General features: G+C 69.8%; 16 protein-coding genes, 2 pseudogenes and 1 riboswitch. Of the genes and pseudogenes, 17 read left to right on the forward strand and 1 reads right to left on the reverse strand.

All coding sequences use genetic code 11. The features are described 5' to 3' along the window. The first annotated feature begins 44 nt into the window (after window positions 1-44). From QFZ76_RS41780 to QFZ76_RS41845, 15 genes and pseudogenes are all read left to right on the forward strand, one after another. Entirely contained in the window at window positions 45-974 is a 930-nt protein-coding gene (locus tag QFZ76_RS41780; RefSeq protein ID WP_266450410.1) for an ABC transporter permease, read from the forward strand. Then, window positions 967-1,746 (forward strand): ABC transporter ATP-binding protein, encoded by a 780-nt coding sequence (locus tag QFZ76_RS41785; RefSeq protein ID WP_307678552.1) that lies wholly within the window; start codon window positions 967-969, stop codon window positions 1,744-1,746. The genes QFZ76_RS41780 and QFZ76_RS41785 overlap by 8 nt, the downstream gene beginning before the upstream one ends. A gap of 387 nt (window positions 1,747-2,133) precedes the next feature. Further along, the gene (gene hpnC / locus QFZ76_RS41790) at window positions 2,134-3,045 is read left to right on the forward strand and encodes a squalene synthase HpnC (protein WP_307678553.1); all 912 of its coding nucleotides are present in this window, start codon (window positions 2,134-2,136) and stop codon (window positions 3,043-3,045) included. Next, window positions 3,042-3,992, forward strand: coding sequence for a presqualene diphosphate synthase HpnD (gene hpnD / locus QFZ76_RS41795; RefSeq protein WP_307678554.1), 951 nt, complete (start codon window positions 3,042-3,044; stop codon window positions 3,990-3,992). Before hpnC ends, hpnD begins: the two co-directional genes overlap by 4 nt. Further along, window positions 3,992-4,132 carry a DUF6380 family protein gene (locus QFZ76_RS51970; protein ID WP_373464436.1) on the forward strand — a complete coding sequence of 47 codons (141 nt, stop codon included), beginning with the start codon at window positions 3,992-3,994 and terminating at the stop codon, window positions 4,130-4,132. The genes hpnD and QFZ76_RS51970 overlap by 1 nt, the downstream gene beginning before the upstream one ends. Beyond that, window positions 4,129-5,556, forward strand: a complete 1,428-nt coding sequence (hpnE, locus tag QFZ76_RS41800) for a hydroxysqualene dehydroxylase HpnE (protein ID WP_307678555.1) — start codon at window positions 4,129-4,131, stop codon at window positions 5,554-5,556. The genes QFZ76_RS51970 and hpnE overlap by 4 nt, the downstream gene beginning before the upstream one ends. A gap of 71 nt (window positions 5,557-5,627) precedes the next feature. Next, on the forward strand, window positions 5,628-6,692 hold the full coding sequence (locus QFZ76_RS41805; RefSeq protein ID WP_307680286.1) for a polyprenyl synthetase family protein: 1,065 nt from the start codon (window positions 5,628-5,630) through the stop codon (window positions 6,690-6,692). Window positions 6,693-6,811: 119 nt separating this feature from the next. Beyond that, entirely contained in the window at window positions 6,812-8,803 is a 1,992-nt protein-coding gene (gene shc / locus QFZ76_RS41810; protein ID WP_307678556.1) for a squalene--hopene cyclase, read from the forward strand. Further along, entirely contained in the window at window positions 8,803-9,444 is a 642-nt protein-coding gene (locus QFZ76_RS41815; RefSeq protein WP_307678557.1) for a 1-hydroxy-2-methyl-2-butenyl 4-diphosphate reductase, read from the forward strand. The genes shc and QFZ76_RS41815 overlap by 1 nt, the downstream gene beginning before the upstream one ends. A 5-nt stretch (window positions 9,445-9,449) precedes the next feature. Next, complete coding sequence (hpnH, locus tag QFZ76_RS41820) at window positions 9,450-10,472, forward strand: adenosyl-hopene transferase HpnH (RefSeq protein WP_307678558.1); 1,023 nt, start codon at window positions 9,450-9,452, stop codon at window positions 10,470-10,472. 4 nt (window positions 10,473-10,476) lie between these two features. Then, the gene (gene ispG / locus QFZ76_RS41825) at window positions 10,477-11,634 is read left to right on the forward strand and encodes a flavodoxin-dependent (E)-4-hydroxy-3-methylbut-2-enyl-diphosphate synthase (RefSeq protein WP_307678559.1); all 1,158 of its coding nucleotides are present in this window, start codon (window positions 10,477-10,479) and stop codon (window positions 11,632-11,634) included. Window positions 11,635-11,661: 27 nt separating this feature from the next. Then, the gene (dxs, locus tag QFZ76_RS41830) at window positions 11,662-13,581 is read left to right on the forward strand and encodes a 1-deoxy-D-xylulose-5-phosphate synthase (protein WP_307678560.1); all 1,920 of its coding nucleotides are present in this window, start codon (window positions 11,662-11,664) and stop codon (window positions 13,579-13,581) included. Further along, window positions 13,578-14,996 (forward strand): aspartate aminotransferase family protein, encoded by a 1,419-nt coding sequence (locus QFZ76_RS41835; RefSeq protein ID WP_307678561.1) that lies wholly within the window; start codon window positions 13,578-13,580, stop codon window positions 14,994-14,996. The genes dxs and QFZ76_RS41835 overlap by 4 nt, the downstream gene beginning before the upstream one ends. A gap of 169 nt (window positions 14,997-15,165) precedes the next feature. Then, window positions 15,166-15,630: pseudogene (locus QFZ76_RS41840) on the forward strand (cupin domain-containing protein); the annotation flags it as partial. Next, a pseudogene (locus QFZ76_RS41845) lies at window positions 15,627-15,748 on the forward strand (DUF6126 family protein). The pseudogenes QFZ76_RS41840 and QFZ76_RS41845, both read left to right, overlap by 4 nt. A gap of 4 nt (window positions 15,749-15,752) precedes the next feature. Here QFZ76_RS41845 and QFZ76_RS41850 read toward each other — a convergent pair. Next, complete coding sequence (locus tag QFZ76_RS41850; protein ID WP_307678562.1) at window positions 15,753-16,550, reverse strand: tyrosine-protein phosphatase; 798 nt, start codon at window positions 16,548-16,550, stop codon at window positions 15,753-15,755. A gap of 180 nt (window positions 16,551-16,730) precedes the next feature. On the opposite strand from QFZ76_RS41850, the gene QFZ76_RS41855 reads away from it, so the two are divergent. Together QFZ76_RS41855 and QFZ76_RS41860 are read left to right on the forward strand one after the other, a co-directional pair. Beyond that, window positions 16,731-18,803: an alpha-galactosidase gene (locus QFZ76_RS41855; protein ID WP_307678564.1), complete on the forward strand. Its 2,073-nt coding sequence runs from the start codon at window positions 16,731-16,733 to the stop codon at window positions 18,801-18,803. 307 nt (window positions 18,804-19,110) lie between these two features. Next, a riboswitch (cyclic di-AMP (ydaO/yuaA leader) is annotated at window positions 19,111-19,268 on the forward strand. A gap of 4 nt (window positions 19,269-19,272) precedes the next feature. After that, window positions 19,273-20,259, forward strand: a complete 987-nt coding sequence (locus tag QFZ76_RS41860) for a LysM peptidoglycan-binding domain-containing M23 family metallopeptidase (protein ID WP_307678565.1) — start codon at window positions 19,273-19,275, stop codon at window positions 20,257-20,259. The last annotated feature ends 175 nt before the right edge of the window (window positions 20,260-20,434 follow it).

Raw genomic sequence — 20,434 nt, forward strand, 5'->3', positions numbered from 1 at the left:
ATGCCCGCACAGGCTGCGCATCCCGAAGACGAAAGTTTCCACTAGTGAGTGAGACAACGCACGACGGCTCGGTCGCGGTGAGCGCGCCCGTACCGCCCGACGAGGGCCTGACGGCGGCACGGCTCGCCGAGAAGTACGGGCTGACCGTGAGCGGCGCCCGCCCCTCCCTCGTCGAGTACGTCCGCCAGCTCTGGGACCGGCGTCACTTCATCCTCGCCTTCTCCCGGGCGAAGCTGACCGCCCAGTACAGCCAGGCGAAGCTGGGCCAGCTGTGGCAGGTGGTCACGCCGCTGCTGAACGCGGCCGTGTACTTCTTCATCTTCGGCGTGATCCTCGAGGCCGACCGCGGCATGTCCCGCGAGGTGTACATCCCGTTCCTGGTCACCGGCGTCTTCGTGTTCACCTTCACGCAGAGCTCGGTGATGGCGGGCGTCCGCGCGATCTCCGGAAACCTCGGCCTGGTCCGCGCCCTGCACTTCCCACGCGCCTCGCTGCCGGTCTCCTTCGCGCTCCAGCAGCTCCAGCAGCTGCTGGCCTCGATGATCGTGCTGTTCGCGGTCACGGCCGCCTTCGGCAGCTACCCCGACCTGTCCTGGGCGCTGATCGTCCCGGTCCTGGTCCTGCAGTTCGCCTTCAACACCGGCCTCGCCCTGATCATGGCCCGGGCGGGCTCGAAGACCCCGGACCTCGCACAGCTCATGCCGTTCGTGATGCGTACGTGGATGTACGCGTCCGGCGTGATGTTCTCCATCCCGATCATGCTGGAGGACAAGCCGGCCTGGATGGCGTCCGTCCTGCAGTGGAACCCGGCCGCCATCTACATGGACCTGATGCGCTTCGCGCTGATCGACGGCTACGGCTCCGAGAACCTGCCCGACCACGTCTGGGCGGCCGCGGGCGGCTGGGCGCTGCTCGTGGCGGTCGGCGGTTTCGTGTACTTCTGGAAGGCGGAGGAGAGGTACGGCCGTGGCTGATCACACCTTCGAGGAGCGGATCCCCACCGTCATCGCGGACGAGCTGCACATCGTCTACCGCGTCAACGGCGCCAAGGCCGGCAAGGGCAGCGCGACCGCGGCCCTCAGCCGCATACTCAAGCGAGGCGAGGAACGCGGGGTGCGCAAGGTGCACGCCGTCAAGGGCGTCTCCTTCGTCGCCTACCGGGGCGAGGCCATCGGCCTGATCGGCTCGAACGGCTCCGGCAAGTCGACCCTGCTGCGCGCCATCGCCGGTCTCCTCCCCGCGGAGAAGGGCAAGGTCTACACCGACGGCCAGCCTTCCCTGCTCGGCGTCAACGCGGCCCTCATGAACGACCTCACCGGCGAGCGGAACGTCATATTGGGCGGGCTCGCCATGGGAATGACCCGGGAGCAGATCAAGGAGCGCTACGAGGAGATCGTCGAGTTCTCCGGCATCAACGAGAAGGGCGACTTCATCACCCTCCCGATGCGCACCTACTCCTCCGGTATGGCCGCCCGCCTGCGGTTCTCCATCGCCGCCGCCAAGGACCACGACGTCCTGATGATCGACGAGGCCCTGGCCACCGGCGACCGCAAGTTCCAGAAGCGCTCCGAGGAGCGGATCCGGGAGCTGCGAACGGAGGCCGGCACGGTGTTTCTCGTCAGCCACAACAACAAGTCGATCCGTGACACCTGCAACCGCGTCCTGTGGCTGGAACGCGGCGAGCTGCGTATGGACGGCCCGACCGACGAGGTCCTCAAGGAGTACGAGAAGTTCACGGGCAAGTAGTCCACCCGGACCCGGGCGAAAGAGCCCACCCCGCTTCCCAGGGCCCCGCCGGAACTGCTCCGGCGGGGCTCCGCGTCTGCAAAGGAAACGTCAACTTCGGCCCGCCTCAGGAATCTTGAGGCCAATTGGTGTGTTCTTGTGATGCGCAGGACACCCCGGAGATCCTTGGCGCGTTGTACAACGTAAGCTGGGGCCGTCCCGAATCGCGGCAAGTGGGGCGATAATGCGCGACATCCGCTGCCGAGGCGGCCGCGCGGACGGCCGGGCGGCGTGTCCGAAATAGTGGGTATTGGGTCGGCGGTGTAGAACGGGAGATGTGACGGCAATGGCTACGGAAACTCCCCAGCTCCACGCAGCACGTGCCGTCCCCGGCGCGGGCAGCCGACGGTGACGGGAACCGGCACGACGCGCCCCGGCCGAACGGAGCGCGGCACGCTCGACAAGGCCGCGGCGGAGAACTTCCCCGTGGCCCCCTTCTTCCTGCCCAGGGGCTGGCGCGCCGACCTCATGGCCGTCTACGGCTTTGCCCGCCTCGTCGACGACATCGGCGACGGCGACCTCGCCCCCGGCGGCGCCGACGCCCGTCTGCTCGGCGTGCCGCCCGCGGACGCCGAGAACCGCCTGGTGATGCTGGACGCCTTCGAGGCCGACCTCCACCGGGTCTTCGACACGGCCGGCTCAGGGCCACGCCACCCGCTGCTGCGCCGCCTGCAGCCGACCGTCCGCCGCCGCGCGCTGACCCCCGAGCCCTTCCTCGGCCTGATCGCCGCCAACCGCCAGGACCAGTTCGTCACGCGCTACGAGACCTACGACGACCTGCTCGCCTACTGCGAGCTGTCCGCCAATCCCGTCGGCCGTCTCGTCCTCGCCGTCACCGGCACCTCGACCCCGGAGCGGATCCGTCATTCCGACGCGATCTGCACGGCCCTGCAGATCGTCGAACACCTCCAGGACGTCGCCGAGGACCTCGGCCGCGACCGCATCTACCTGCCCGCCGCGGATATGAAGCGTTTTCACGTCCAGGAGGCGGATCTCGCCACGAAAATCGGGGGCGCATCAGTGCGCGCACTGGTTGCATACGAAGCGCAACGCGCCCGCGATCTCCTGAATGAAGGCGCCCCCCTGGTGGGTAGCGTCCACGGCAGGCTGAAGCTGCTGCTCGCAGGGTTCGTGGCGGGGGGAAGAGCGGCGATCCACGCGATCGCCGCCGCCGAATACGACGTACTTCCCGGCCCGCCCAAGCCCGGCAAGCTCCGGTTGCTGCGCGAGGTGGGCGTGACTCTGCGAGGAAAGGGGTGATCCGGACCGTGGAGTCGGAACAGGACGTGTCCGCACCGGTACTCGCCGCCTACAGCTACTGCGAGGCCGTCACCGGACAGCAGGCCCGTAACTTCGCGTACGGCATCAGACTGCTGCCGACGCCCAAGCGGCGCGCGATGTCGGCGCTGTACGCCTTCTCCCGGCGCGTCGACGACATCGGCGACGGCGCGCTGGCCGGCGACATCAAGAGCACGAGACTCGAGGACACCCGGGCGATGCTGGCCCGGGTGCGCGACGGCGCGGTCGCCGAGGACGACACGGACCCGGTCGCCGTCGCCCTCGCCCACGCCGCCGAGACCTTTCCGATCCCGCTCGGCGGCCTGGACGAACTCATCGACGGCGTGCTGATGGACGTACGCGGCGAGACCTACGAGACCTGGGACGACCTGAAGGTGTACTGCCGCTGTGTGGCGGGCGCCATCGGGCGGCTCTCGCTCGGCGTGTTCGGTACGCAGCCGGAAGCGCGCGGCGCCGAGCGCGCGCCGGAGTACGCCGACACGCTCGGGCTCGCGCTTCAGCTCACCAACATCCTCAGGGACGTCCGTGAGGACGCCGAGGGCGGGCGCACCTATCTGCCCGCCGACGACCTCGCCAAGTTCGGCTGCTCGGCGGGCTTCAAGGGGCCGAAACCACCGGAGGGCGCCGATTTCGCGGGCCTCGTGCACTTCGAAGTGCGTCGGGCCCGCGCCCTTTTCGCCGAGGGCTACCGGCTGCTCCCCATGCTCGACCGGCGCAGCGGCGCGTGTGTGGCCGCCATGGCCGGCATCTACCGCCGTCTCCTCGACCGCATCGAGCGCGACCCGGAGGCGGTGCTGCGCGGCCGGGTCTCGCTGCCCGGACGGGAGAAGGCGTACGTCGCGGTGCGGGGCCTGTCGGGCCTCGACGCCCGGCATGTGACGCGGCGGGCCGTCAGGAGGCGCGCCTGATGGACAATTCGGTCCAAGGTGATGCCGTCGGCGAAAAGTGGCACGCAACCCTCCGGTGGGGCACGGCGTCCCTGACTGCAACGGCCTGCCGTGCACGGATCACAGCGCACAGCGGGCGCTCGGGGGAGGGTGCACGATGACCGACGGTACGCAGCCCGGCGCGTCGCTCGCGGACACGCCGGGACGGCTCGGGCGGGACGCCGTGGTGATCGGCGGCGGGCTCGCCGGCATCACCGCCGCGCTCGCGCTCGCCGACGCCGGAGTCCGGGTGACCTTGCTCGAAGGGCGGCCACGGCTGGGTGGGCTCGCCTTCTCCTTCCAGCGCGACGGACTCACCGTCGACAACGGACAGCACGTGTACCTGCGCTGCTGCACCGCCTACCGCTGGTTCCTCGACCGCATCGAGGGCGCGGCGCTGGCTCCGCTGCAGGATCGTCTCGACGTGCCCGTACTCGACGTGGCGCGGCCCGAGGGGCGGCGGCTGGGCAGACTGCGGCGCGACGCGCTGCCGGTGCCCCTGCATCTGGGGCGCAGCCTCGCCACGTATCCGCATCTCTCGCTCGCCGAGCGGGCCAGAGTGGGGCGTGCCGCGCTCGCGCTCAAGGGACTCGACCTCGCCGATCCGAACCTGGACACGCAGGACTTCGGCAGCTGGCTGACCGCGCACGGTCAGTCGGCGCGTGCCGTCGAGGCCCTGTGGGACCTGGTCGGGGTCGCCACCCTCAACGCGGTCGCGGGCGAGTGCTCGCTCGGGCTCGCCGCGATGGTGTTCAAGACCGGTCTGCTGTCCGACCCGGGCGCGGCCGACATCGGATGGGCGCGCGTCCCGCTGGGCGACCTGCATGACCGGCTGGCCCGCAAGGCGCTCGACTCCGCGGGCGTGCGTACCGAGATCCGTACACGCGTCACCTCCATCTCTACTGACGACAACGGGACTTGGAGCGTTCAAGTTCCCGGCGAGACACTCCGCGCGGACGCGGTCGTCCTCGCCGTCCCGCAGCGCGAGGCCCACGACCTGCTGCCTGCCGGGGCGCTGGACGCCCCCGAACGGCTTCTGGAGATCGGTACCGCGCCGATCCTCAACGTCCATGTCGTCTACGACCGCAAGGTGCTCGGCAGGCCGTTCTTCGCGGCCCTCGGCACCCCGGTGCAGTGGGTGTTCGACCGGACCGAGGCGTCGGGGCTCCACCAGGGCCAGTACCTCGCCCTGTCCCAGTCGGCCGCGCAGGACGAGATCGACGAACCCGTCGCCGCGCTGCGCGAGCGCTACCTTCCCGAGCTGGAGCGGCTGCTGCCCCGCGCGCGGGGGGCCGAGGTGAAGGATTTCTTCGTGACCAGGGAACGCACGGCGACGTTCGCTCCCACTCCCGGCGTCGGGCGACTGCGGCCCGGCGCCCGCACCAAGGCATCCGGCCTTTACCTGGCCGGAGCGTGGACCGCCACCGGGTGGCCCGCGACCATGGAGAGTGCGGTCCGCAGTGGTGTGAGTGCGGCGGACGCCGTGCTCGGCGCCCTGGGCCGGCCCCGCCCCCGTCACCTCTTCGAGTTCGAGGAGGCGGCGTGACGCTCGATCAGCAGGGCACGTCAGGCCCCCGCACCTTCGGTACCGCGACAAGAGGAGAGACTGTGCCCACTGTGCCCCCGGCCTCGACGGCCGCTCGGAGGACCGCGGTGGACGTGACCGCGCTCCTGGAGCGCGGCCGGACCCTTGCCACACCGGTACTGCGGGCGGCCGTCGACCGCCTGGCATCTCCCATGGACACGGTCGCCGCCTACCACTTCGGCTGGATCGACGCCGAGGGCAACCCGGCGGACGGCGACGGCGGCAAGGCCGTACGCCCCGCCCTCGCGGTGCTCTCCGCGGAGGTCACCGGTGCCGCGCCCGAGGCCGGGATCCCCGGCGCCGTCGCCGTCGAGCTGGTCCACAACTTCTCGCTGCTGCACGACGACCTGATGGACGGCGACGAACAGCGCCGCCACCGCGACACCGTCTGGAAGGTGCACGGACCGGCCCAGGCCATCCTGGTCGGCGACGCCCTGTTCGCCCTGGCCAACGAGGTCCTGCTGGAGCTCGGCACGGTCGAGGCGGGCCGCGCCACCCGCCGTCTGACCACTGCCACCCGCGCCCTGATCGACGGTCAGGCGCAGGACATCTCCTACGAGCACCGCGACCGCGTCAGCGTCGAGGAGTGCCTGGAGATGGAGGGCAACAAGACCGGCGCCCTGCTGGCCTGCGCCAGCTCCATCGGCGCGGTGCTCGGCGGCGCGGACGACCGCACCGCCGACACCCTGGAGAAGTACGGCTACCACCTGGGCCTCGCCTTCCAGGCCGTCGACGACCTGCTCGGCATCTGGGGCGACCCGGTCGCCACCGGTAAGCAGACCTGGAGCGACCTGCGCCAGCGCAAGAAGTCCCTGCCGGTCGTGGCAGCGCTCGCGGCGAGCGGTGCCGCGTCCGAGCGGCTCGGCGAGCTCCTCGCCGCCGACGCCAAGAGCAGCGATTTCGAGAACTTCTCGGAGGAGGAGTTCGCGGCCCGTGCCGCCCTCATCGAGAAGGCGGGCGGCCGCGAATGGACCGCCGAGGAAGCACGACGTCAGCACACCATCGCCATCGAAGCCCTCGATGCCGTCGACATGCCCGACCGGGTGCGGGCGCAGTTCACGGCACTCGCCGACTTCGTCGTCGTACGAAAGAGATGATCATTATCGGTCGAATAGCCCTCGCGTAGTCGCCGGCCGGTGTTGCGAGGAAGAAACGCACCGGCCGACGGCGGACCCACAGCAGACGCACCGTATGCACACTGCACGAAGGGGAAGCCATGACAGCGACGACCGACGGAAGCACCGGGGCCGTGCCGCCCCGCGCTGCCGCGGCCAGCGAAACCGACATCAACACCCCCGTGGCGGCCGGGGTGCACGACGCCGCCGTACGCGCCGTCCAGCGCGCCACCGACTTCCTGCTGGCCAGGCAGGACGCCGAAGGCTGGTGGAAGGGCGATCTCGAGACCAACGTCACGATGGACGCCGAGGATCTGCTGCTGCGTCAGTTCCTGGGCATCCGCGACGAGGCCACCACCCACGCCGCCGCCCTGTTCATCCGCGGCGAGCAGCGCGAGGACGGCGCCTGGGCCTCCTTCTACGGCGGACCCGGCGAACTCTCCACCACCATCGAGGCGTACGTCGCCCTCCGTCTGGCTGGTGACGCGCCGGAGGCGCCGCACATGGCGAAGGCGTCCGCCTGGGTCCGTGAGCGGGGCGGCATCGCCGCCTCCCGCGTGTTCACCCGGATCTGGCTGGCCCTGTTCGGCTGGTGGAAGTGGGAGGACCTGCCCGAACTCCCGCCGGAACTGCTCTACTTCCCCAAGTGGTTCCCGCTCAACATCTACAACTTCGGGTGCTGGGCGCGGCAGACCATCGTGCCGCTCACCGTCGTCTCGGCGAAGCGTCCGGTGCGTCCGGCGCCGTTCGCGCTCGACGAGCTGCACACCGACGCCGCCAACCCGAACCCGCCCAAGCCCCTGGCTCCGCCGACGAGTTGGGACGGTCTCTTCCAGCGGCTCGACAAGGTCGTGCGCGGCTACCGCACGGTCGCGGTGCGCAGACTCCGCAAGGCCGCGATGAACACGGCCGCGCGCTGGATCGTCGAACGGCAGGAGAACGACGGCTGCTGGGGCGGGATCCAGCCGCCGGCCGTGTACTCGGTCATCGCCCTGCACCTGCTGGGCTACGACCTCCAGCATCCCGTGATGCGCGCCGGACTCGAGTCGCTGGACCGCTACGCGGTGTGGCGCGAGGACGGGGCCCGGATGATCGAGGCCTGCCAGTCGCCGGTGTGGGACACCTGCCTGGCGACCATCGCGCTCGCTGACGCAGGCCTTCCCGCCGACCACCCGCAGCTCGTCAAGGCGGCGGACTGGATGCTCGGCGAGGAGATCGTCCGGCCGGGCGACTGGGCGGTCAAGCGGCCCGGACTGCCCCCGGGCGGCTGGGCGTTCGAGTTCCACAACGACAACTACCCCGACATCGACGACACCGCCGAGGTGGTCCTCGCGCTGCGCCGCGTCAGGCACCACGACCCGGAGCGGCTGGAGCGGGCGATCGGGCGCGGGGTGCGCTGGAACCTCGGGATGCAGTCGAAGAACGGCGGGTGGGGCGCCTTCGACGTCGACAACACCAGCCCGTTCCCCAACCGGCTGCCGTTCTGCGACTTCGGTGAAGTCATCGACCCGCCGTCGGCGGACGTCACCGCGCACGTCGTCGAGATGCTGGCCGTCGAGGGCCTCTCGCACGACCCGCGCACCCGGCGCGGCATCGAGTGGCTGCTCGCCGAACAGGAGGCGGACGGCTCGTGGTTCGGTCGCTGGGGCGTCAACTACATCTACGGCACCGGGTCCGTCGTACCCGCCCTGACCGCCGCCGGGATCCCCGCCTCGCACCCGTCGATCCGCCGCGCGGTGAGCTGGCTGGAGTCGGTGCAGAACGACGACGGCGGCTGGGGCGAGGACCTGCGTTCCTACAAGTATGTCAAGGAATGGAGCGGCCGGGGTGCCTCCACCGCCTCGCAGACCGCGTGGGCGCTGATGGCGCTGCTGGCCGCCGGGGAGCGGGACTCCAAGGCGGTCGAGCGTGGTATCGAGTGGCTCGCGAGCACCCAGCGCGAGGACGGCTCCTGGGACGAGCCCTACTTCACCGGCACCGGCTTCCCCTGGGACTTCTCCATCAACTACCACCTCTACCGGCAGGTGTTCCCGCTCACCGCACTCGGCCGGTACGTCCACGGAGAGCCCTTCTCCGGGGTCAAGGAGGGCTGATGAGTCCCCAGCCCGCCCCGGCCCCGCTGCTCATCGCCTGCGCGCTCGGCATCGAGCACCTCGCGCTGCGCAGCGGCGACCGCGGCGGCACCGACGGGCCGGTCACGGTCCTGCGCACGGGGATGGGCCCGGCCGCGGCCGAGCGCTCCGTCACCCGGGTGCTGGCCGACCCGGCGCTCGGTGAGGCCGCCGTACTGGCCACGGGCTTCTGCGCGGGGCTGGCCCCCGGCATGCACCCCGGCGACCTGGTCGTCGCCGAGGAGACCCGGGATCCGCGCGGCACCGTGCGGTGCGTCGGGACCGACCGGCTCGTCAAGGAGCTGATCCGGACCCTGCCCGGGCGCACCGTCCACACCGGGCCCCTCACCGGCTCCGATCACGTGGTACGTGGTCACGAACGGTCGGATCTGCTCGCGACCGGCGCGATCGCGGTCGACATGGAGTCCGCGGCCACACTTCTGAGCGCCGTGCGCGTGGGCGAACGCCCCGTTGCGGCCGTCCGGGTGGTCGTGGACGCTCCAGAACATGAACTCGTCCGGATCGGCACGGTGCGCGGTGGAATATCAGCCTTCCGCGTCCTTCGTTCCGTCCTTCCTGCTTTCTACGAATGGCACCGTTCCTTGCTGCTCCCCAGGAGGTGAGCCAGATGGCCATGCCGCTGCGTCAGTCCATCAAGGTCGCTACATACTTGGCCGAACAGAAGCTCCGCAAGCGGGAGAAGTTCCCGCTCATCGTGGAGTTGGAGCCCCTCTTCGCGTGCAACCTCGCATGCGAGGGCTGCGGCAAGATCCAGCACCCGGCGGGGGTGCTCAAGCAGCGCATGCCGGTGGCCCAGGCCGTCGGGGCGGTGCTGGAGTCCGGTGCGCCGATGGTGTCCATCGCCGGCGGTGAGCCGCTGATGCATCCTCAGATCGACGAGATCGTGCGGCAGTTGGTGGCGAAGAAGAAGTACGTCTTCCTCTGCACCAACGCCATGCTGCTGCGCAAGAAGATGGACAAGTTCAAGCCCTCTCCCTACTTCGCCTTCGCCGTGCACATCGACGGGCTGCGGGAGCGGCACGACGAGTCGGTGGCGAAGGAGGGTGTGTTCGACGAGGCCGTGGAGGCGATCAAGGAGGCGAAGAAGCGCGGCTTCCGGGTCACCACCAACTCGACCTTCTTCAACACGGACACCCCGCAGACCATCATCGAGGTGCTCAACTTCCTCAACGACGACCTGCACGTCGACGAGATGATGATCTCGCCCGCCTACGCCTACGAGAAGGCACCCGACCAGGAGCACTTCCTGGGCGTGGAGCAGACCCGCGAGCTCTTCAAGAAGGCCTTCGCGGGCGGCAACCGGCGCCGCTGGCGGCTCAACCACTCCCCGCTCTTCCTGGACTTCCTGGAGGGCAAGGTCGACTTCCCGTGCACGGCCTGGGCGATCCCGAACTACTCGCTCTTCGGCTGGCAGCGCCCCTGCTACCTGATGAGCGACGGGTACGTCCCGACGTACCGCGAACTCATCGAGGAGACCGACTGGGACAAGTACGGCCGCGGCAAGGACCCGCGCTGCGCCAACTGCATGGCGCACTGCGGCTACGAGCCCACCGCCGTCCTCGCCACCATGGGTTCCCTCAAGGAGTCGCTGCGCGCCATGCGCGAGACGGTCTCCGGAAACCGGGAGTGACGTCATGACCGCCGTGTCCTTGGGCGTCCCCGAGGTACCGGTCCGGCCGATCGCCGAGCGGCGCGTGTCGCGGCGGATCCAGGTCGGGCCGGTGGCGGTCGGGGGCGGGGCCCCGGTGTCGGTGCAGTCGATGACGACGACCCGTACGTCCGACATCGGCGCCACCCTCCAGCAGATCGCCGAACTCACCGCGTCCGGCTGCCAGATCGTCCGCGTCGCCTGCCCCACGCAGGACGACGCGGACGCCCTCGCGACCATCGCGCGCAAGTCGCAGATCCCGGTGATCGCGGACATCCACTTCCAGCCGAAGTACGTGTTCGCCGCGATCGAGGCCGGCTGTGCGGCCGTGCGCGTCAATCCCGGCAACATCAAGCAGTTCGACGACAAGGTGAAGGAGATCGCGCGGGCCGCCAAGGATCACGGCACGCCGATCCGGATCGGGGTCAACGCGGGTTCGCTGGACCGGCGGCTGCTGCAGAAGTACGGCAAGGCCACGCCCGAGGCGCTGGTGGAGTCGGCTCTGTGGGAGGCGTCCCTCTTCGAGGAGCACGGCTTCCGCGACATCAAGATCTCGGTGAAGCACAACGACCCCGTGGTGATGGTCAACGCCTACACGCTGCTCGCCGAGAGTTGCGACTACCCGCTGCACCTCGGCGTCACCGAGGCCGGGCCCGCCTTCCAGGGGACGATCAAGTCGGCCGTGGCCTTCGGGGCGTTGTTGTCACGAGGCATCGGCGACACCATCCGGGTGTCGCTGAGCGCCGCGCCCGCCGAGGAGGTCAAGGTCGGCATCCAGATCCTGGAGTCGCTGAACCTCAGGCAGCGCCGGCTGGAGATCGTGTCGTGCCCGTCCTGCGGGCGCGCCCAGGTCGACGTCTACAAGCTGGCCGACGAGGTCACGGCGGGCCTGGAGGGCATGGAGGTGCCGCTCAGGGTCGCCGTCATGGGGTGCGTGGTGAACGGCCCGGGAGAGGCGCGCGAGGCGGATCTGGGCGTCGCCTCCGGGAACGGCAAGGGGCAGATCTTCGTGAAGGGCGAGGTCATCAAGACCGTCCCCGAGTCGAAGATCGTCGAGACCCTGATCGAAGAGGCGATGAAGATCGCCGAACAGATGGAGCAGGACGGCGTCGCCTCGGGGGAGCCGGCCGTCACCGTGAGCTGAACAGCACGGACCGATAGGGGGCCCGACGTGACGATTCTGGAGAACATCCGGGGACCACGCGACCTGAAGGCGCTGTCCGAGGCGGAACTCGGCGAACTGTCCGAAGAAATACGGGAGTTCCTGGTGCATGCGGTGGCCAGGACCGGCGGGCATCTCGGGCCCAATCTGGGGGTGGTGGAACTCTCCATCGCCCTCCACCGGGTCTTCGAGTCACCGGTCGACCGCATCCTGTGGGACACCGGTCACCAGAGCTACGTACACAAACTCCTGACCGGGCGTCAGGACTTCTCCAAACTGCGGGGCAAGGGCGGCCTGTCCGGCTACCCCTCGCGGGAGGAGTCCGAGCACGACGTCATCGAGAACAGCCACGCCTCCACCGCGCTCGGCTGGGCCGACGGGCTCGCCAAGGCCCGCCAGGTGCAGGGCGAGAAGGGCCATGTCGTCGCGGTGATCGGCGACGGGGCCCTGACCGGCGGCATGGCCTGGGAGGCGCTCAACAACATCGCGGCCGCCAAGGACCGGCCGCTGATCATCGTCGTCAACGACAACGAACGGTCGTACTCGCCGACCATCGGAGGGCTCGCCAACCACCTCGCGACCCTGCGGACGACCGACAGCTACGAGAAGGTGCTGGCCTGGGGGAAGGACGTACTGCTGCGGACGCCCGTGGTCGGCAACACGATCTACGAGTCCCTGCACGGCGCGAAGAAGGGCTTCAAGGACGCCTTCGCACCGCAGGGCATGTTCGAGGACCTGGGGCTGAAGTACGTCGGTCCGATCGACGGACATGACATCGGGGCCGTCGAGTCCGCGCTCAGGCGTGCGAAACGCTTCCACGGGCCTGTGCTGATCCACTGCCTGACCGAGAAGGGGCGCGGCTACGAACCCGCCATCGCCCACGAGGAGGACCACTTCCACACGGTCGGCGTGATGGACCCGCTCACCTGCGAGCCGCTCGCCCCCTCCAACGGGCCTTCCTGGACCTCGGTGTTCGGCGACGAGATCGTGCGGATCGGCGAGGAGCGCGACGACGTCGTGGCGATCACCGCGGCCATGCTGCACCCGGTGGGGCTCGCCAAGTTCGCGGCCCGCTTCCCGGACCGGGTGTGGGACGTCGGCATCGCCGAGCAGCACGCCGCCGTGTCCGCGGCCGGCCTTGCGACGGGCGGGCTGCATCCCGTCGTTGCCGTCTACGCGACGTTCCTGAACCGCGCCTTCGACCAGCTCCTGATGGATGTCGCCCTGCACCGCTGCGGCGTCACCTTCGTGCTGGACCGGGCCGGCGTCACCGGTGTCGACGGGGCCTCCCACAACGGCATGTGGGACATGTCGATCCTCCAGGTCGTCCCCGGCCTCAGGATCGCCGCGCCGCGCGACGCCGACCAGTTGCGGGCGCAGCTCAGGGAGGCGGTCACGGTGGACGACGCGCCGACGCTGGTGCGCTTCCCGAAGGAGTCGGTGGGTCCGTCCGTCCCGGCGATCGACCGGGTGGGGGGACTGGACGTCCTGCACCGCGGCTCGGACACCCCCGAGGTGCTCCTCGTGGCCGTCGGCGTGATGGCGCCCGTCTGCCTCCAGGCCGCCGAACTGCTGGAAGCCCGCGGCATCACCTGCACGGTGATCGACCCGCGGTGGGTCAAGCCCGTCGACCCCGCCCTCCCGGGCCTCGCCGCCGAGCACCGGCTGGTCGCCGTCGCCGAGGACAACAGCCGGGCCTCCGGGGTCGGCGCCGCGGTCGCGCTCGCCCTCGGGGACGCCGAAGTCGACGTCCCCGTACGGCGGTTCGGCATCCCGGAGCAGTTCCTCGCGCACGCCAAGCGCGGTGAGGTGCTCGCCGACATCGGTCTCACGCCCGTCGAGGTCGCCGGACGGATCAGCGCGAGCCTGGCTGTCAAGGAAGCGACCCTGGCCGTCCAGGAAGAGCTGTCCAAGGAGAAACAGGAATGACCACCGCCAAGCCCGCGTCGTCCTCCTCGCAGGCCGGGGAGTTCGACCTCGGCGCGCTGCTGGCCGAGCGCGGGGCCGAGCGCTATGAGCTGCACACCAGACACCTCAACCACCAGCTCCCGCGCATGCTGCACACCATCGGCTTCGACAAGGTCTACGAGCGTGCCGAGGGCCCGTACTTCTGGGACGCGGACGGCAACGAGTACCTCGACATGCTCGCCGGCTTCGGGGTGATGGGCCTGGGGCGCCACCACCCCGTCGTCCGCAAGGCGCTGCACGACGTCCTCGACGCCCAGCTCGCCGACCTCACCCGCTTCGACTGCCAGCCGCTGCCCGGGCTGCTGGCCGAGAAGCTGCTCGCGCACAGTCCGCACCTGGACCGGGTGTTCTTCGGCAACAGCGGCACCGAGGCCGTCGAGGGCGCGCTGAAGTTCGCCCGCTACGCCACCGGGAAGCCGCGGATCCTGTACTGCGACCACGCCTTCCACGGCCTGACCACCGGGGCGTTGTCGGTCAACGGCGAGGACGGCTTCCGGGACGGCTTCGCCCCGCTGCTGCCCGACACTGCCCTGGCACTCGGCGATCTCGACGCCTTGGCAAGGGAGTTGAAGAAGGGCGACGTCGCCGCCCTCGTCGTCGAGCCCATCCAGGGCAAGGGCGTGCACGAGGCCCCGCCCGGATACCTGCGCGCCGCCCAGGAACTGCTGCACAAGCACAAGGCGCTGCTGATCCTGGACGAGGTGCAGACGGGCCTCGGCCGGACCGGCGACTTCTACGCCTACCAGCACGAGGACGGGGTCGAACCCGACCTTGTGTGTGTGGCCAAGGCGCTCTCCGGGGGCTATGTGCCGGTCGGCGCCACCCTCGGCAAGGACTGGATCTTCAAGAAGGTCTACTCGTCCATGGACCGCGTGCTGGTCCACTCGGCGAGCTTCGGCTCCAACGCGCAGGCCATGGCGGCAGGCCTCGCCGTGCTCTCCGTCATGGAGAACGAGCAGGTCGTGGCGGGTGCCCGGGCGACCGGGGAACAGCTGAAGTCCCGGCTGACGGCACTGATCGACAAGTACGAGCTGCTCGCCGACGTCCGCGGCCGGGGCCTGATGATCGGCATCGAGTTCGGCAGGCCCAAGTCGCTGAAGCTGCGCAGCCGCTGGACCATGCTGCAGGCCGCGCGCAAAGGGCTCTTCGCACAGATGGTGGTCGTCCCGCTGCTGCAACGCCACCGGATCCTCACCCAGGTGTCCGGCGATCACATGGAGGTGATCAAGCTGATCCCCCCGCTGGTCATCGGCGAACGGGAGGTGGACCGCTTCGTCGACGCCTTCACGGACGTGATGGACGACGCGCACAGCGGCGGCGGTCTGATGTGGGACTTCGGCAAGACGCTGATCAAGCAGGCGGTCGCCAACCGATGACGGTTTGAAGGGCGCCGTGCTTGCGGTGCGCGATTGTGTGGCAGCACCCAGTGACGGGGCGGTATGATCGGCCTCCTGTCGGGGGCGACAACCAAGTCCCCAACTGTCCGAGCAGGTCCTGCACTTGCTCCTGCGGCCGGAAGGGTCGTCGTCGGACGGGCATGACCGTCAAACTCCCCGGAGCGATCCAGGGGAGAGTCTCCCGGTTGCGTCCGGGAGAGAACTTCAAGGTACGACGGTCTCGGAACTGTGCAACGAGACCAACGTTGGCCGGGGCCGTCCGCGCCGACGACACGGAGCCGCTCGTGAGGGTCGCCCGTGTGGTTGGCACGGACGGCCCCCGGTCGCTTTGTGAAAGCTGCGCGTCCACGTGCCCCACGGCTCCCAGGGCGACATCGTGCGCGTGCACCCGGGCGAGGAGTGGCTGTACGTCATCGAGGGGCGGCTGCGGCTGCGCCTCGGGGACACCACGCACCTGCTCGCGGCGGGCGACAGCGCGCACTTCGACTCGCTGACCCCGCACCGCATCGTCGCCGAGGACCGCGGCGGCGTGGAGCTCCTGTTCGTCCACACCCTGCTGCAGAGCCCCACGGCCGCGCTGTGCCTGGGCCCCACCATCGGAGAGATGCCATGAGCAACATGGAGGAGAAGTTCCCACGCGCCCTGTGGGTGCGCTGATCATCTACCTGGCGGTGGGGCACCTGTTCGCGGCCTTCATCTACCTGCTGTTCGCGCTGGGGGCCAAACAGTGAGCGGTCAGTCGAGCAGGCGCTCCCGCAGCCGCTCCCGGATCGCCGGAGTGACGGAGAGCCCCTGCTCCAGGTACGTCTCCACGCTGCCCCACGTCTCGTCGATGGTGTCGAAGGCCGTCGCCAGATACTCGGCGCGCGCGTCGAACAGGGGGCTGAGCAGTTCCATGACCTCGGGGGAGTAGGCCGAGGCGGCGCTGCTGCTGCGGCGCACCTTGTAGCGGCGGTGCCTGGCGTTCGACTTCAGGTAGTCGGCGAGGATCGCCTCCCGCTCCACGCCCAGGGTCAGCAGCGTCACGGCTATCGACAGGCCGGCGCGGTCCTTGCCCGCGGCGCAGTGCATCAGCGCCGGGACGCTGTCCTCGGCGAGCGAGTGCAGCACCCGGGAGTGCTCGGCGGTGCGCTCCTTGATGATCATGCGGTACGACGCGATCATCCGCTTCGCGCCCTTGTCGTCGCAGAGTAGCTCGCGCAGCTGGTCGAGGTCGCCGTCGCGGACCATCTTCCAGAACTCGGCGCCGTCCGCCGGGTCGCTCAGCGGCAGGTTCACATTGCGCACGCCCGGCAGCTCGACGTCGGGACCCTCGAACTTCTGGTCCGCGGCGTTGCGGAAGTCGAAGATCGTGTGCAGGCCCAGAGAGGCGAGGAACGCCGCGTCCTCCTCGGTCGCGTGCGCGAGGTGGCCGCTGCGGAACAGCACGCCCTGCCGCACCCGCCGGCCGTCCACTGTCGGCAGTCCGCCCACGTCCCGGAAGTTGCGCACGGCGGCCAGCTCGGGCTCGGTCGACGGGACCTGCTGCGTCACTAGGGCTCCCCCCACTCGGTCCCGCCGCCGCGGCTCGACGACGGGCACGCCCTCGACGATACGACATGCGTTCCTGGGGCAACGAGTTGTCCACAGGCGTTGCACCGAGGGCTCACCGCCCTTGATGATGTTGGTGCTTGAGTGGACCTGTTCGCGCTTGTTCGAATCCGTGAGGGACGCATGCCGGAGATCGCCGAGAACGGCCGCACGTGGCTTCTGTCCGGACCGACCAGCAGTTACGCCCTTCACCTCACCGCCGACGACGAGCTCCTGCACCTCCACTGGGGGCCGCGCATCGCCCTCGTCGACGCCGAGGCCCTCGCCGTACGCCCGCTGCCCGACTACTGGCCCTTCGAGTCCCCGCTCGACGGCCGCGAGGAGTACCCCGTCGAGGGCGGCGCCCGCTTCGTCCGGCCCGCCCTGTCGGTGCGCACGTCGGAGGGGCGCGGCACCGAGTGGAGCTTCGAGGCGCACGAGACCGAGGACGACGAGCTGCGGCTGCGGTTCCGCGACGGCGGGCTGGCGATCACGCTGCACTACCGGATGCGGGGCGACGTCCTCGAACGGTGGGTGACCCTGGACAACGACGGGCCCGCCGCCGTGGAACTCCTGCGCGCCGACTCCGCCACCTGGACCCTGCCCGACCGTGACGGCTGGCGGCTGTCCCAGCTGCACGGCCGCTGGGCCGCGGAGTCCCGGCTCGTGCGCTCTTCCCTCACCTACGGTGAGAAGGTCATCGGCAGCCGCCGCGGCCACACCGGGCACCAGCACCTGCCCTGGGTCGCCCTCGACACGGACGCGACCGAGGAGCGCGGCGAGGTCTTCGGCTGCGCCCTCGGCTGGTCCGGGTCCTGGCGCATCGCCGTGGCCCAACTCCCGGACGCGCGTGTGCAGATCACCGGCGGGGCCGGGTACGACGACTCCGGGCTGCTGCGGCTGGCGGCGGGGGAGTCCTTCACGACGCCCGTCTTCGCCGGCCTGTGGAGCGACGGCGGCTTCGGCGGGGCGAGCCGCGCCTGGCACGCCTACCAGCGCGCGTACGTCATCCCGGACGCGGACCAGGACCGGCCGGTGCTGTTCAACTCCTGGGAGGCCACGGAGTTCGACATCTCCGAGGAGCAGCAGGGGGTGCTCGCGCGGCGGGCCGCGGCGATCGGCGTCGAGCTGTTCGTCGTGGACGACGGCTGGTTCGGGGCCCGCACCAGCGACCGCGCCGGGCTCGGCGACTGGAAGCCCAACCCGGACCGCTTCCCCGGCGGCCTCAAGCCGCTCGGTGACTACGTCCACGCCCTCGGTATGAAGTTCGGGATCTGGGTGGAACCGGAGATGGTCAACGCGGACAGCGAGCTGTACCGGGCCCATCCGGACTGGGTCCAGCACCAGACGGGGCGAAAGCGGACGGAACTGCGCAATCAACTCGTACTGAACCTCGCTCGCGAGGACGTCCAGGAGTACCTCTGGGGGCAGCTCCACGAACTCCTCTCCAGCGCCCCGATCGACTACGTGAAGTGGGACTTCAACCGCTGCTTCACCGACGCGGGCTGGCCCGGGGAGGCCGACCCGCAGCGCCTGTGGGTCGACCACGTGCACGCCCTGTACCGCCTGTTGGACCGGCTGCGGGCGGCACACCCGGGCGTCGCCTTCGAGTCCTGCTCGGGCGGCGGCGGCCGGATCGACCTCGGCGTGATGAGCCGTACGGACCAGGTGTGGACCTCGGACAACACCGACCCGCTCGACCGGCTCGCCATCCAGCACGGTTTCAGCCAGATCCACCCCGCCCGGGTCATGGCCGCCTGGGTCACCGACAGCCCCAACACCCAGCTCAACGGCCGGGCAAGCTCCCTGCGGTTCCGCTTCGTGAGCGCGATGGCCGGGGTGCTCGGCGTCGGGGGCGACCTCGCCGAGTGGACCGAGGAGGAGCTGGCCGAGGCCCGCGACTGGGTGGATCGCTACAAGGAGATCCGGCCCCTCGTGCAGCGCGGCGACCTCTACCGGCTGCGGCCCCCGGAGGGCGGACTGAGTGCGGTGCAGTACGTGCTCGGTGGCGAGGCCGTCGTCCTCGCCTGGCTCCAGGCGCAACATCACGGCGAGCCGGTGCCGGTGCTGCGGCTGCGCGGCCTCGACCCGACAGCAGCGTACGAATGCCTCGAAACGGGCGAAGTTCATCGAGGTGCCGTACTGCTGCATCACGGACTGCGGACGGGGCTGCGCGGTGACCTCGATGCGTCGGTTATCCGACTGCGTCGCATCTAGGGCTTCTGTCTGAATTGGCCCCTTCGTTCCAACTCCGTCTGGAACAAAGGGGCCTGTGCGTGTGCCACGTGAGGAGCGTCATATTCGTGACCGTGCGTCGCCCGTCATGCTCACGTAATCAATGCGGTTTTCAAGGGTGTTTGGTCAAAGAGAGCCTCCTGAAAGCACGGAGGGTGACCGGGAATTCCCTCAGGTACCAAACAGAAACACATTCACGGGCAACCACTTACTTGTCCCTTTGCGTCTTGGTCGCTTACGTTCACCACCGATCCGGACGGACGCCCAATCCTGCCGCCGCCCGGAGCCCGCACACCAATCACCCGTCCATGGCAGGAGCGGGGGACCCACAGGTAGAACCGCCTGTTCCGGTCTCCGGAACGGCTAGGGGTTAAGCCGTACTTCGGTACGGCCGGGCATCTCCAGTCCGCACCCGACAGCTCACCTCGCAGGCGCCGGAGAGGAATTCGCCATGCCCGCCAAGGGTAAGCACCGCCGACCGAAGACCCAGCGCTTCACCCGATCCATCGCCGTCGCCGGAACCGGCGGCGCCGCACTTGCTCTTCCGCTTCTCGGGGCCACCGGCGCCAACGCCGCCACCCCGCAGTCCGTCTCGGAAAAGGCCGTTCAGTCGTCCGTTCCGGCCACCGTGAAGAACGTGGCCGAAAAGGCGACGGCCGAAAAGACGGCCTCCGTGAAAGCCTCGGGCGCGAAGACCTACTCCGTGCGGGCCGGTGACTATCTCGCGAAGATCGCGGACGAGCAGAATGTCAGCGGTGGCTGGAAGAAGCTCTACTCCGACAACCGCGAGGCCGTCGGCGCCGACCCGTCGCTGATCCACCCCGGTCTCAAGCTCTCGATCGGCAAGAAGGCCACGACGAGCACGCCCAAGTCCTCGTCACCCTCGGGCTCTTCGTCCTCTTCGTCTCCTTCATCGTCTTCATCCAAGTCGTCTTCTTCGTCGGATTCGTCCGTATCGTCGAAGTCGTCCTCCTCCGGGTCCTCCTCCTCGAAGACCGAGGCGGCCCCCCAGAGCGCCGACACCGCCAGTGGCTTCACCGCCCCGGTGAGCGGTGCCGCCGTCGGGACCGCCTACCGCACGGCGGGCAGCATGTGGTCCAGCGGCTACCACACCGGCGTCGACTTCAGCGTCCCCACCGGCACCTCTCTCAAGGCTGTGGGCGCGGGCACCGTCGTCTCCGCGGGCTGGGGCGGGGCGTACGGCAACCAGGTCGTCGTCAAGCTCGCCGACGGCTACTACGCGCAGTACGCCCACCTGTCCTCGCTCTCCGTCTCGAACGGCCAGTCCGTGACGGCCGGCCAGCAGGTCGGTCTCTCGGGCGCGACCGGCAACGTGACCGGTCCGCACCTGCACTTCGAGATCCGCACCTCGCCGGACTACGGCTCGGACGTGGACCCGGTCGCCTACCTCCGCACGAAGGGCGTCTCCGTCGGCTGATTCCCCGACTGCTTGTCCGACACGCTGCCGAAGGCCGGATCCCGATCCCCGGGTCCGGCCTTCGGTGTGTCGATCTGTGCTCGTTCATGGTGATCGCTTCATTGCGGTTTTGTGGCAAGCGTGCCCAGGGCGTCGCCAGGGGCGGGAGAGTGGGGACGCAACAGCCTCGATCGCC

The organism is Streptomyces sp. V4I2, assembly GCF_030817655.1.
GTDB classification, from domain to species: domain Bacteria; phylum Actinomycetota; class Actinomycetes; order Streptomycetales; family Streptomycetaceae; genus Streptomyces; species Streptomyces plumbiresistens.